The sequence below is a fragment of the Streptomyces sp. enrichment culture genome (assembly GCF_964272895.1).
Classification (GTDB): Bacteria; Actinomycetota; Actinomycetes; order Streptomycetales; family Streptomycetaceae; genus Streptomyces.
Genome location: NZ_OZ186832.1, coordinates 3,566,246 through 3,579,392, shown reverse-complemented (window position 1 = coordinate 3,579,392; position 13,147 = coordinate 3,566,246). Strand labels below are relative to the sequence as shown.

Below are 13,147 nucleotides of genomic sequence, written 5' to 3'. Positions count from 1 at the left end.
AGGGCTCGATCGATCCCCGGCGGTCCTGACGGCACACCCCCCGACGTCAGGGCTGCCGGTCTTTCATGTGCGGTACGGGTTGGGGGCCGGGTGCGCGTACGGGTGCGCCGTGGGGTGCGGGCTCGGATACGGCGGGTGCGGGTTCAGCGGGTGCAAGTGCGGGTGCTGGTTCAGCGGGTGCGGGTGCGGCGGGTAGGGGTGCGGCCAGGTGTACACCGGGGCCGTGGCGCGGGCCGCGTACTGGAGTGCCGGGCGGGCCACCTCCCGGCGGCTCCACAGCTCCTGCAGCAGCTGCCGCTCCCGGAGGACGAAGTCGGCGCCCGCGCGGCCGCGGCGGCCCCGGTGGCGCAGGAACGCCAGTGAGGTGGCGTACGCCTCGTACTGGGCCACCGTCCGCTTCGCCGCTCTGTCCAGGTGGTGGCCGGCGTACTCGCGGGCCAGGCGGCGGGCCCGCATCGAGCCCAGCGCGTACGGCTCCGCCGGGGTCAGCCAGCCCGCCGCGACATAGGCGGGCAGCTCCTCGCGCACCGTGCGCAGCTCGCGCTGCCGGGTCCAGATCACCAGCCAGGTCAGCAGACCGAACGCCGGCACCATGAAGGTGCCGTACACCCCGAGGAAGCCGTACTCCCCGAGGGTCGTCGAGCCGTTCCACAGGGCGTGCATGCCCATCGCCAGCAACAGCCCGCACACCGGGAGCGCGGTGCGGCGCAGCCGCTGGCGGTCGCCGGACAGCGCGGCGATCCCGAAGCCGATGCCGGTCAGGACGGTGAACAGGGGGTGCGCGAACGGGGACATGATCACGCGGACGAAGAAGGTCGCGGCCGTCACCGAGGCGATGCCGGTGTCGCCGGAGAGCTGGTCGGTGCCGAAGGCGTTGCCGAGGTAGAGGATGTTCTCGGTGAACGCGAAGCCGGTCGCCGTGACGCCGGCTATGACGACTCCGTCGACGATGCCGGTGAAGTCGCCTCTGCGGAAGAGGAAGAGCAGGAGGATCGCGGCGGCCTTCGCGGACTCCTCGACTATGGGGGCTATGACCGTGGCGCCCAGCGTGTCCGCGCGGGTGGGGTCGGCCGTCGCCGTCGCTATCCACCGCATGGCGAAGCTGTTCGCCACGATGGCTATCAGGGCCGCCGCGCAGGCACCCCACGCGAAGCTGAACAGCAGATTTCCCCAGGGGCCCGGCTCCACCCGGTCCAGCCAGCGGAACGCGGCGATGAGCAGGGGCACCGGGAGCACGGCCAGGCCCAGGCCGACCAGGAAGCCGTCGGTGCCGGTCTGCTCGCGGACGAGGGCGAGGATGACCAGGCCGGACAGGGCGAGCAGGGTGATCAGGGCGGTGTAGCGCACCCAGGTGCGTTGCCACCAGTGCGGGTGCCGCGGGGTCGGGGGGTGTGCCGGGTACGCCGGGTACGGGGGACAGGTGGCCACGACATCGACCCTAACGGGGGGACGGGGTCAGCGCTGGGGTTCGTTCTCGCCGTGCGGTACGCGACGGAAGAGCAGGTCGTTCACTACGTGTCCCTTGTCCAGTCCCTGGCCCTCGAAACGGGTCAGGGGACGGAAGTCGGGGCGGGGCGCGAAACCGCCGTCCGGCTGGGTGTTCTCGAAGTCGGGGTGGGCGGTGAGCACCTCAAGCATCTGCTCCGCGTACGGCTCCCAGTCCGTGGCGCAGTGCACGAGCGCGCCCGGCTTGAGGCGGCCGGCGGCGAGGGTGAGGAACTCCGGCTGGATGAGGCGGCGCTTGTGGTGGCGCTTCTTGGGCCAGGGGTCGGGGAAGTAGACGCGCAGGCCGTCGAGGGAGTCGGGGGCGAGCATCTCGCGCAGCAGGATGATGGCGTCGCCGTTGGCCACCCGGATGTTGGTGAGGCCGCCTCGGTCGGCGAGGTTCAGCAGGTTGCCCTGGCCGGGGGTGTGGACGTCGACGGCGAGGATGTTGGTGCCGGGGTCCGCGGCGGCCATCTGGGCGGTTGCCTCGCCCATGCCGAAGCCGATCTCCAGGACGACCGGGTTGTCGTTGCCGAACAGCTCCGCCAGGTCCGGGATCCTGTGTCCGTCGATGTCCAGTCCCCACTTGGGCCACAGCCGTGCCAACGCATCCGCCTGGCCGGCGGTGACGCGGCTCCGGCGCGGCTGGAAGCTCCTGATCCGGCGCTCGAAGTGCGAACCGGCCGGGTCGGGCTTGGGGCCGTCCGGGAAGCGGGGCGTCCCCTTGGGACGGCGGGATTCTGGGGTGGGGGGCGACATCTCAGACACAGTGCAGACGAGTCTACGGTGACGGCGGAATGCCTGCGGCGGCCTGCCGGCGTCCGGTGGGGGCGGGCGTAGCGCTGCCGGTGAGTTGTGGGTCGGGGCCGCGCCGGGGGGTGTCCGTCCTCGGTCCGGCGGTTCTCTTGGGACTTAGGGTGACTGCCCGACGGACGCCGGCCGCTGCGGGCGGACACCCCCCGGCACGTCCCCTTCCCGCCGTCGGCGGCTGACCGGCCCGTGGTGCGTGGTGCCTTCCCGCCGTCGGCGGCTGACCGGCCCGTGGTGCGTGGTGGGTTCTCGCCGTCCGCGGCTGACCGGCCCGTGGTGCGTGGTGGGTTCTCGCCGTCCGCGGCTTTCGACGCCCGTGGCGTGGGGGCTTGTCGTCGTGGGCGGGGCGGGCGGTCCTTCCTGGTGCTGGGCAGCTGTACGTACCTCAGGGGCGCGGGGAACTGCGCGACCAGCCACGTACGGCCCGCAGGCGCCTACGGCGAGACCGACCCGGAGCTCAGGCGCGGTCCAGTGCCCCCAAGGCCAGCGCAGCGACCTGGCGGCCGATCGGCAGGGAGGCCGTGGCCGCGGGGGAGGGGGCGTTGAGGACGTGGACGGCTCGGGCGCCTTCCTTGATGAGGAAGTCGTCGACGAGCGTGCCGTCCCGCAGGACCGCCTGCGCTCGGACGCCGGCCGGCGCGGGCACCAGGTCCGCTTCCGTGGCCGCGGGCAGCAGTCGCCGTACCGCCTCGGTGAAGGCCCGCTTGGACAGTGACCGGCGCAGCTCGCCCGCCCCGTAGCGCCAGTGGCGGCGGGCTATGTGCCAGGCGCCGGGATAGGCGAGCGTGGCGGACAGCTCGCGGGGGCGCAGGGTCGTCCAGTCGTACCCCTCGCGGGCGAGCGCCGGCACCGCGTTGGGTCCGATGTGGACGCCGCCGTCGATGCCGCGGGTGAGGTGGACGCCGAGGAAGGGGAAGGCGGGGTCGGGCACCGGGTAGACCAGGCCGCGGACGAGCTCCGGCCGCGCGAGCTCGTAGTACTCACCGCGGAAGGGGACGATCCGCATGTCCGGTTCGTCGCCGGTCATCCGGGCGATCTCGTCGCAGTGCAGGCCGGCACAGTTCACCAGGACACGGGCGCGGACGATGTCGCCGCGTGCCGTGCGGACGGCGACCCCGAGGGAGGGCCGGCGGTCGATCCGGACGACCTGTGCACCGTAGAGGATCTCGGCACCGGAGGCGGCGGCGAGCTGCCGGGCGACCCCCGTGAAGTCGCAGATGCCGGTCGTGCCGACGTGTATCGCGGCGAGTCCGCGCACCTCCGGCTCGTACTCGGCGATCTGGGCGCCTCCCAGCTCCCGCACCGGGATGCCGTTCTCCCGTCCGCGCTGGACCAGGGCGTGCAGCCGGGGCAGCTCGGCGCGGTCGGTGGCCACGATCAGCTTGCCGGTGACGGCGTGGTCGATGCCGTACTCGCTGCAGAACTTGATCATCTCCGCGGCGCCCCGGACCGCGTAGCGGGCCTTGAGGGAGCCGGGGCGGTAGTAGATGCCGCTGTGGATGACGCCGCTGTTGCGCCCCGTCTGGTGCCGGGCGGGGCCGGGCTCCTTCTCCAGCACCGTCACCCGGGTGCCGGGCGCGGCGCGTGTGATGGCATACGCCGTCGACAGCCCGACGATCCCCCCGCCGATCACCAGCACGTCACAGTCGTACGCGAACCCCGGCCGCACCTGCACCACCTCCGCCTCCGATAGTGCACTGCGCCACTGACAATCGATTCAAACGCGGGGCAGGGCCGTCGCCGCCGGGGGCGGGGAGCCCTACGCCGGGGCCATCAGCAGTGGCCTGGCCCGTTCCCGCAGCTCCACCACTCTCGGCTCGTCCCCGTACGGTTCCAGTCGGTGCAGGAGGTCCTTCACGTACTCCGTGGTGCGGGCCGAGGAGATGCGCCCGGCGACCTCCACCGCCCGCACGCCCTGCTCGCACGCCGCGTCGAGGTTGCCCGACTCCAGTTCGGCGACCGCGGACACGACCAGGCGCAGTCCGTGGGAGCGTACGAACTCCTCGGTCGGCTTGGACAGGGCGTACTCGGTGAAGCGGCGGACCTGGCGGGGCGCCTTGAGGTCGCGGTAGCACTCCGCGGCGTCCGCGGCGAAGCGGTCGTAGGAGTAGAAGCCGAGCCAGCTCGGGTCGTTGTCGCCGGGGCGGGCGCGCTCCAGCCAGCTCTCGGCGGCCTTGAGGGCGGCACCGGCCGCCTGCGCGTCGCCCGCGCGCGCGTGGGCGCGGGCCTCGACGAGGCGGAAGAAGCTCATGGTGCGGGCCGTGGCCAGGCCGCGGTTGCGCTCCAGGGCGGCCTGGGCGAGGTCGACGCCCTCGTCGCCGAAGCCCCGGTAGGTGGCCTGGAGGGACATCGAGGCCAGGACGTAGCCGCCCAGCGGGACGTCCGCTGCCGCGCGCGCGAGGCGCAGGGCCTGGATGTAGTAGCGCTGGGCCGCCTCCTGCTGGCCGGTGTCGAAGGCCATCCAGCCCGCCAGGCGGGTGAGTTCCGCGCTGGCGCCGAACAGGGCGCGGCCGACGTCGTCGGAGTAGGAGCCCAGCAGAAGGGGGGCCGCCTCTACTCGTAAACACTCGGGGACCATGGAGGACCGCCAGTCGCCGCCGCCGTACTTGGAGTCCCAGCGGCGCGCGTCCTCGGCGGCCTCCCGCAGCTTCTGCACATCGCTGTGGCCGACTTTGAGCGGTGAGCCGGAGCCCTCCGCATGGCTCGCCTCGCGCGCGACCGAGCTGTCGGCCGGGGTTATCAGCCACCGTGAGGCGGGCGTTGCGTATGCGGTCACAGCAAAGGATCCGGCGAGCGACTGCCAGATGCCGCCGGAGCCGGCGCGGCGGCCGGCGAGGTCGAGGCGGTAGAGCTCGGTGGCCGACTTCACCGCCTGGCCGACGTCCCGCGGGAAGGCGAGTCCCACTTCCGGGGCGGGGTCGGCGTCCGCCAGGCCGATCTCGTGCAGCGGCACCGGCCGGCCGAGCTTCTGGCCGATCGCGGCCGCGATCAGGTGCGGTGCCGCACCCTGCGGGACCATGCCTTTCGACACCCAGCGCGCCACGGAGGTCTTGTCGTAGCGCAGCGTCAGACCGCGCTGGGCGCCGAGGTCGTTGACGCGCCGCGCGAGGCCCGCGTTGCTGATTCCCGCGAGGGCGAGAACGGCGCCGAGCTTTTCGTTCGGCCCGCGTTGCTCCCTGGACATGCGCCACCCCTCGACACAGACGGCTGCCGCGCTGGCATAACCGTGCGGCATTCGTAAACCCAGCGTAGTTCGCCGCATCCCAAGCGTTAAGGGGCATTGTTCCGGATGGCGGGATTGTGGTCCGTACGGAAGTACGGGCCGGGCACGGTGCGTTGCGGTGTGCTCCCTCGGTGTGGCCGTGCGCCTGTGCGTGCGCTCTTCTCCGGCCACCGGGGGAGCGATTCCATGGCTTCCGCGTGGGTCGGCCCGCTGTACTGGATCCAGTGGGCTGGGGGACACCGCCGCCTTCATCCCCGCGGGCGGCGGACCGGTCCGGGGGGCGAACTCCGCCTCCCGGGCTGCGCGCGCCCTGCGGTGCGCAGAGCCTGTACGGAGAGTGTGCGTCGGGCGATCAAGCGCCGGGCGTCGGCCTGGATTTGGCCGAAAATCGATTCCCTCCTGAGTGGGGGTCAGTGCTCCCACCACGGGAGTTGAGGGCGCACGAGGAGTTTTGAGGGAGCACTCGGGGGGCGCATTCGCGTCGTACGCGCCCAGGGGTGCGGGGGCCTCCTCCTCGTCAAGGGCCCCGGCGCAGAGGTCCGTTCGTGGTGCCTCAAGCGGCTCCGCCGCCGCTCCAGGACGCGCTCTTCGTGGCAGCATGGTGAACCGGTTCGTACGGTGCACTGGTTGTCCACAGCCTGTGGAGGCGTCCATGCGGTGGTTGGTGGGATGGAGCAGCGCCGCCGCGCACGTCACCGGGCCCGGATCCGCGGGCGCCACCGGGTACGACGGCGAGACCCTGCATCCGGTCGGCTCCCAGCTGCTGTGGGGCGACCCCGACCCGCTGTGGGCGGTCGGCGACTGGCGCCCCGACGAGGTGCGGGTCGTCAAGGCAGACGAGCGCACACGGATCGCGGTCCTGGGGACGTGCGGCGCGAGCGACGAGGAGCTGCGGCTCGGGCTGTTCACCGCGCGCGGGGGCGCACTGCGGCATCTGACGGCGTGGCCGGGCAGCTACACGGCCGTGGTCCAGTCCGGCCGCCGTATCACCGTCTGCGGCGATCTGGCGGGCGCCCGCCCGGTGTTCCACGCCCCCTGGGCCGGCGGCACCGCCTACGCCACCGCCGCCCTGCCGCTCGCCGACCTCATCGAGGCCAACCTCGACTACGGCCATCTCGCCGCGCTGCTGGCCGCCCCCGACGTGCCCGCCGCCCTCTACGACTCCACGCCCTACGACGGCGTACGGCGCGTTCCGCCGGGGCATGCGCTGATCCTGCGCGCGGGGGCGCGCGAGGTCGCCGGGTACGAGCCGGTCGCCTCCCTCGCCGTGGCCGCGCCCCCGGCCGACGCGGACAGCGCGGTCGGCGCCGTGCGCGACGCCCTCGTCGAGGCGGTACGCGCGCGTCTTGCCGCGCCCCGCCATGTCCCCGGCGCCGGTGTCGACCCCGGCCCGGTGCCCGGCATGGGCCCGGCCGAGCGGCGTGCCGCGCGCGGGATGCCGGTCGCGGGGATCGGCGCCGACCTGTCCGGCGGTCCCGCCTCCAGCACCCTCGCCCTGCTCGCGGCCGGGCTGCCCGGCATGCCCGGCACCGTCCTCGGCCACGGCACGGGCGCCGGCGAGCGGCTGCTGGCGGTCACCTTCAACGACCTCGCCGTGCGCGGCCGCGAGGCCGAACTGGAGCGCGCGGGCGCCCTCGCGGCCAACCCGCGCCTGCACCACGTCGTGGTGACCGGCGGCGAGGACACCCTGCCCTACGCCGACCTGGACGGCCCCCTCACCGACGAGCCCAGCCCCAGCCTGGTCAGCGCCGCCCGCCACCGCGCCCGCCTCGCCGCGGGCAGCGCCGACCACTTCACCGGCTACGGCGCCCGCCAGGTCCTGGACGCCCACCCGGCCCGCCTCGCCGACCTGCTCATGGACCGCAAGCGACGGCACCTGGTCCGCCCGGTCGCCGCCCTCGCCAAGGCCGACGGCTCGGTGATGGTCCCCGCGCGCGTGTACGCCGCCGCCCGCCGGCTGGCCCGCACCCCGTACCGCACCGGCCTGGAGACGCTCGCGGCGCGGCTGCTCGACCGCCGCTTCGACGATCCGGCCGGTGCGGCCGACGCCTCCCTGGCCGCGCTCGCCTGGGCCGGACCCGGACCGGCGGCGCGCTGGCTGACGGGTGAGGCCCTGGCCGAAGTATCGATTCGCTTGCAGAGCGCCTCCAGCCGCTCGGGGGTCGGTCCGGGACAGCGCCCCGGCGACTACCGCGCGCGTGCCGCCCTCGCCCGGGCCGCGGCCGACGTCCGCGTCCTGGAACAGGCCGCGGAGATCCGCTTCCAGCGCCTGCACGCCCCCTTCCTCGACAACCAGGTGGTGCGCGCCTGCCGGGAGCTGCCCGAGGCCCTGCGCGTCCAGCCGGGCGCCCGCGCGGCGATCCTCAGTACGGTCCTCAAGGGCGCCGGCGTCCCCGACGTGCCGCCCGGCTGGGGCGCCCCCTCGCACGGCACCGCCGCGGCCGCCCGTACCGGCCTGCGGGTGGCCGCCGACTCCCTGGTCGCCCTCTTCGACACCCCGCTGCTGGCCCAGGCCGGGCTCGTCGAGGCGCGCGTCGTCCGCAAGGCCCTGCGGGCCGCCGCCGCCGGTGAGCCCCTGCCGCTCGACGGCCTCGCCGACCTCGTCTCCCTCGAACTGTGGTTGCGCCGCCTCCTCGCCCGCCGCGGCACCTGCTGGACCGGAACCCCGGCACGCGCGCGTGCCGTACCGGCGGGCATCAAGCCGCAGCGGGGGGCGCTGGGGGCGGGGGCGGCGGCCTGGCGGGCGTGACCGGGGGATCGCGGGCCGGGGTGGCTGTGGGCGCGGGTGAGCGGTGACCGCCTGGTCCGCGAGTCCGTGAGTGCTTGGCCGGGGCGAACCCCTGACCGCTAGGAGCAGGTGAACCGCGACTGCGCCCAGTCGGCCAGGGCCATGTTGTCGAAGTGGCTGTGCGGCTCGACCACCAGGCGGACCGTTTCGACGCCGGTGAGGTTCACCTGGACGGGCACCGCCGGGTCGCCGCCCTTGATCCGGTCGGACTTCCACAGCGGGACGCCGTCGCCGTAGACGGAGAAGTAGACCTGGCCGAGCTTCATCGTCATGTCGTCGACGCCGACCACGGCGTCGTACGCGGTGCACTCGCGGTTGAGGTCGATGGTGACGGAGGACTCGCCCTGGACGGTCACCCCGTCCTCGTACGTCCGCCCGCCGATCGACAGGCCGCGGCGCTGCCACACCCAGCTGCTCTGGCCCATCCGCATCTCCGGCCGGGTGCCGTCGCCGGCGAGGTCGTACGACAGCTCGCTCCAGCGGTAGTCGGCCGGGGGCGGCGGGGGAGTCGGGGTGGGCGTGGGGGTCGGGGTCGGGGTCGGCGTGGGGGTGGGCGTGGGGGTCGGTGTCGGGGTGGGGGTCGGGGTGGGCGTGGGGGTCGGTGTCGGGGTCGGTGTCGGGCTGGGGGTCGGGGTCGGGGTCGGTGTGGGGGCCGGGGGTGGTGGCGGGGCGGCCACCACGGGCTCGGGGGTGGGCTTGCGGGACGGCGTGGGTGCGGGCGGCTCCGGGTCGACCGCCGGCGGGGAGGTGGGCGGCTTGGCCACCGGCTGCTTGGGGGTGCTGTCACCGACCAGGGCGAGCGCGATCGCGGCGGCCGCCACGGCCACCACCCCGGCCGCGATACCGGCCTTCACCGGCGCGCCGAGCCCCTCGGAGGCGGCCGCGCCACCCCCCGCGCTGGACCCCGACGACCCGCTCGCCGCCGCTGCCGCACCCGCCGCGCCCGCGGCCCCCGCCCCACCGCCGCCGGCGATGAGCGCGGCGGCCTTGGCGTACCCGGCGGCACCGAACCAGCCGATGACGGCCACCGGCACGACCGCGGGGATGCTGCTGGCGACCTCCTCGATCTGGCTGGCCGCGAGGCGGCACTTGGCGCACTCCTCCAGATGCTTGCGCAGCCCCCGCTCGGCACGGGTGCGCAGCTTGCGGCGGGCGTAGGTGCCGAGCTGGTCGGCGTAGCGGGCGCACTCCTCGTCGTCGACCAGGGAGGCGCTGACATGGGCCTGGAGGTATGCCTGCTTCAGGCCCTCGCGGGCCCGGCTGGCGAGCACCCGCGTGCCGTTGGCGTCGAGCCCGAAGAGGGTGGCGACGTCGCTCGGCGACTCGTCCTCCACCTCGGTGTGCCACAGCACGGCCTGCCAGCGCTCGGGCAGCGAGCGGAATGCCTGCATCGCCATGGACTGCTCGGCCTCGTGCATCGCGAGGACGTCGGCGCCCAGGTGCAGATCGAGCGTGTCGGTGTCGGATGCCTCCGAGGCGCGCGCGGCCTGGGCCGCGAACACAGCGAAGTCGTCGACCAGTTGCTCCCGCTTCGCGGAGTTCGTCCAGTTGGCGGCGACGCGCCGGACGCTGGTGAGCAGATAGGCGCGGACCGCGTGCTCGGGTCCGGAGCCGCCGCGCACCGCCTGGAGCATGCGCGCGAAGACCTCGGCGGTGAGGTCGTCGGCGGTGTGGGCGTCACGGCAGCAGGTGCGCGCGTACCGGCGTACGGCGTCGGCGTGGCGGCGGTACAGCTCCTCGTAGGCCGTGTCGTCGCCGGACCGCATCCGCTCGATCAGCTCGGCGTCCGACGGCGGCAGCTCGATCGGCGGTGGCAGGACACTGTCCTCGCGCCAGCCGTCCTCCCGCCGGTCGCGCTGTGCCGGAACGCTTCCTCCGGCCGGCAGGTCGGCTCGCCCGCCCTGGCTCGGCACCTGAGGTGCGGTACGGCCCCCGGTCTCCGCGTCACCCTCGTCGAGTGACTCGTCCCGCCCGTCAACACTCATCGCGGAAAGCCCCCGCCGCCAGCCCGATCCGTACCGACCACCGGGCCAGACTGCCACATGGGATTTCCGGACGGGACCCGCGAGTGAGGATCGTCCACTCGTCCGAGGGGATCCCGCGCCGACGCGTACGGAACTTCACTCTTTCGGGGAAGCAGTAACGGTCCGGCAGTGCAGGAGAGTTGAGAAAGGTGCCGGACGACATGTCCGACACCTCCCTCTTGGTCACCTTCGCGGGTCACCGCCTCACGCGGGACGCGAGCGCAGCCCCTCCAGCAGGATGTCCAGCAGCCGGGCCGAGGCCGCCGCCTGCTGCGCCGCGTCCGGCAGCGAGGGCGCCGCCGTGGCGATCACCAGCAGCACGTCCGCCACCGACACGTCCGGCCGCAGCTCACCGGCCGCGCGCGCCCGGTCCACCAGCTGGCCCACGACCTCCAGCAGCGCCGCCGCCCCCGCGTCGTCCACCCCGGCGTCCGGCACCAGGCGCAGCTCGCCCGAGGCCGGCTGGCTCCGCTGCTGCGGCACCCGCGTCTCGTCGAAGGCGCCCGCCTCCGCGTCGTCGGTGACACCGACCCGCAGCACCTGCGGCGGCAGCAGCCGCCCCGCACCCGAGGCCACCGAGGTGCGCAGGAAGCGCGACAGCGCCGACCAGGGCTCGTCCTCCTGCCCCAGTGCCGCCCGCGCCTGCTCCGTCAGCCGGGAGGTCTCCTCCTCGGCTATCCGGCGCACCAGCACGTCCTTGCTCGGGAAGCGCCGGTACACCGTGCCGACACCCACCCGGGCCCGCCGGGCCACGTCCTCCATCGGCGCGCCGTACCCCAGCTCGCCGAAGACCTCGCGCGCGGCGCGCAGCACATGCTCGAGGTTGCGCTGCGCGTCCACGCGCAGCGGCGTCGAGCGGGCGCCGTCCCCGCGTCCGTTGCCCACCGCCCCACCAGGAGCGACGGCGGACGCGGAGACCCAATGCGAGTCCTGAATATGCATACGAATTCCCCCGGTAATGACGTCTCCCCCCGGAGACTCTCCCCGCCATTTGGATGCCGGAGCGTGCGGAAGAGAGCCGGCGCGGACCGCCCGCAGCGACCCGAAGAGCGCATCCCCCTACACCCCGTCGACATACGAACATAGTTGAGAGACAGTCAATTCAGAAGGGGGAGGTTCCGCACAGAGCGCCCCCCGATCGGAGTACGCACCGCATACGTCCCGGTTGCACCCGCTTGCTACCTCGGGTATACCCCCGCTGACCTGCGAGCCTTTCCCGAACTCCGGCAATTCGCCCCGCGCGGCGCGCCGACGGCGTCCGGTCACACAAACTGCCGGGGCTGTGGACAAACTCAAGCGCTGGGTGCGTCATGGGATGGTGAAGGAACGTGCGCGCATTCTCGTTGTCGGCGGCGGCTACGTCGGGATGTACACGGCCCTGCGCCTGACGCGGAAGCTCAGAGCGGAACTCAGGCGCGGTGACGCGGAGATCATCGTCGTCACGCCCGACCCCTACATGACGTATCAGCCGTTCCTGCCCGAGGCGGCCGCCGGCTCCATCTCACCGCGCCATGTCGTCGTCCCCCTGCGCCGCGTCCTGCCGCACTGCCGGGTGGTCGTCGGCGAGGTCACGGCCGTCGACCACGCCCGGCGCACCGCCACCCTCACCACCCTCGCCGGCCAGGAGGGCACCGGACCCGAACACCTCCCCTACGACGAACTCGTCCTCGCCCCCGGCTCCGTCTCGCGCACCCTGCCCGTCCCCGGCCTCGCCGAGCACGGCATCGGCTTCCGGACCGTCGAGGAGGCCATCGGCCTGCGCAACCACGTCATCGAGCAGATGGACATCGCCTCCTCCACCCGCGACCCCGCGATCCGCGACGCCGCCCTCACCTTCGTCTTCGTCGGCGGCGGCTACGCCGGGGTCGAGGCACTCGGCGAACTGGAGGACATGGCCCGCTACGCCGCCCGGCACTACCACAACGTGCGGCCCGAGGACATGAAGTGGATCCTCGTCGAGGCGTCCGACCGCATCCTGCCCGAGGTCGGCCCCGACCTCGGCCGCTACACCGTCGCCGCACTGCGCCGCCGCAACATCCAGGTCGTCCTCGGCACCCGCCTGGAGTCCTGCGCCGACCGCGTCGCCGTCCTCAGCGACGGACAACGTTTCCCGACGCGTACGGTCGTCTGGACCGCCGGTGTCAAACCGCACCCCCTGCTCGCCGCCACCGGCCTGCCCCTCACCGAGCACGGCCGGCTGCGCTGCACCGCCCAGCTCACCGTCGACGGAGTCGAGCACGCCTGGGCCGCGGGCGACGCCGCCGCCGTCCCCGACGTCACCGCGGGCGAGGACCGCCACTGCGCCCCCAACGCCCAGCACGCCCTGCGCCAGGCCCGCACCCTCGGCGACAACATCGCCCACGCCCTGCGCGGCGAGCCCCTGGAGACCTACGCCCACAAGTACGCCGGCTCCGTCGCCTCCCTCGGCCTGCACAAGGGCGTCGCCCACGTCTACGGACGGGAGCTGAAGGGCTACCCCGCCTGGTTCATGCACCGCGCCTACCACCTCAGCCGCGTGCCCACCGTCAACCGCAAGGCCCGCGTGCTCGCCGAATGGACCCTCGCCGGCCTGTTCAAACGGGAGATCGTCTCCCTCGGTTCACTCGAACACCCGCGAGCGGAGTTCGAACTCGCGGCCGGGGGAATGCCTCCAGGGGACCCGAAGGGGTCTTCATGACCGAACCGAGGAACTCCAGGAACCGGCCCGGCGTCTGACGGATGTCGGCCCGATCCGCCACACTGCCAGACTGGTCCACGCGTCAGGACGGGCCACCGCCCGCCCTGCCACCCGACGAGGCTTTTCCCAAATGCTGCATT

At 73.8% G+C, this 13,147-nt stretch carries 8 protein-coding genes; 2 read left to right on the top strand and 6 right to left on the bottom strand.

Annotation, left to right across the window (positions count from 1 at the left end):
- Window positions 1-63: 63 nt before the first annotated feature.
- The 4 genes from ACSU6M_RS16130 to ACSU6M_RS16115 all read right to left on the bottom strand — a co-directional run bounded on the left by ACSU6M_RS16130 (window position 64) and on the right by ACSU6M_RS16115 (window position 5,479).
- A complete protein-coding gene (locus ACSU6M_RS16130) occupies window positions 64-1,428 on the bottom strand; it encodes a PrsW family intramembrane metalloprotease (protein ID WP_437070419.1) in 1,365 nt (454 codons plus the stop codon).
- Window positions 1,429-1,455: 27 nt separating this feature from the next.
- Window positions 1,456-2,244 (bottom strand): tRNA (guanosine(46)-N7)-methyltransferase TrmB, encoded by a 789-nt coding sequence (gene trmB / locus ACSU6M_RS16125; protein WP_437070418.1) that lies wholly within the window; start codon window positions 2,242-2,244, stop codon window positions 1,456-1,458.
- A gap of 508 nt (window positions 2,245-2,752) precedes the next feature.
- Window positions 2,753-3,973 (bottom strand): L-2-hydroxyglutarate oxidase, encoded by a 1,221-nt coding sequence (lhgO, locus tag ACSU6M_RS16120; RefSeq protein WP_437070417.1) that lies wholly within the window; start codon window positions 3,971-3,973, stop codon window positions 2,753-2,755.
- 81 nt (window positions 3,974-4,054) lie between these two features.
- Window positions 4,055-5,479: an MFS transporter gene (locus tag ACSU6M_RS16115; RefSeq protein ID WP_437070416.1), complete on the bottom strand. Its 1,425-nt coding sequence runs from the start codon at window positions 5,477-5,479 to the stop codon at window positions 4,055-4,057.
- Window positions 5,480-6,170: 691 nt separating this feature from the next.
- On the opposite strand from ACSU6M_RS16115, the gene ACSU6M_RS16110 reads away from it, so the two are divergent.
- Complete coding sequence (locus ACSU6M_RS16110; protein WP_437070415.1) at window positions 6,171-8,267, top strand: asparagine synthase-related protein; 2,097 nt, start codon at window positions 6,171-6,173, stop codon at window positions 8,265-8,267.
- Between the two features lie 98 nt (window positions 8,268-8,365).
- Here ACSU6M_RS16110 and ACSU6M_RS16105 read toward each other — a convergent pair whose 3' ends face one another.
- Window positions 8,366-10,291, bottom strand: coding sequence for a sigma-70 family RNA polymerase sigma factor (locus ACSU6M_RS16105; protein WP_437070414.1), 1,926 nt, complete (start codon window positions 10,289-10,291; stop codon window positions 8,366-8,368).
- 243 nt (window positions 10,292-10,534) lie between these two features.
- Complete coding sequence (locus ACSU6M_RS16100) at window positions 10,535-11,272, bottom strand: TetR/AcrR family transcriptional regulator (protein ID WP_437070413.1); 738 nt, start codon at window positions 11,270-11,272, stop codon at window positions 10,535-10,537.
- A 373-nt stretch (window positions 11,273-11,645) separates the two neighbouring features.
- Here ACSU6M_RS16100 and ACSU6M_RS16095 point away from each other — a divergent pair, with 373 nt between their 5' ends.
- Entirely contained in the window at window positions 11,646-13,007 is a 1,362-nt protein-coding gene (locus ACSU6M_RS16095; protein ID WP_437070412.1) for an NAD(P)/FAD-dependent oxidoreductase, read from the top strand.
- The last annotated feature ends 140 nt before the right edge of the window (window positions 13,008-13,147 follow it).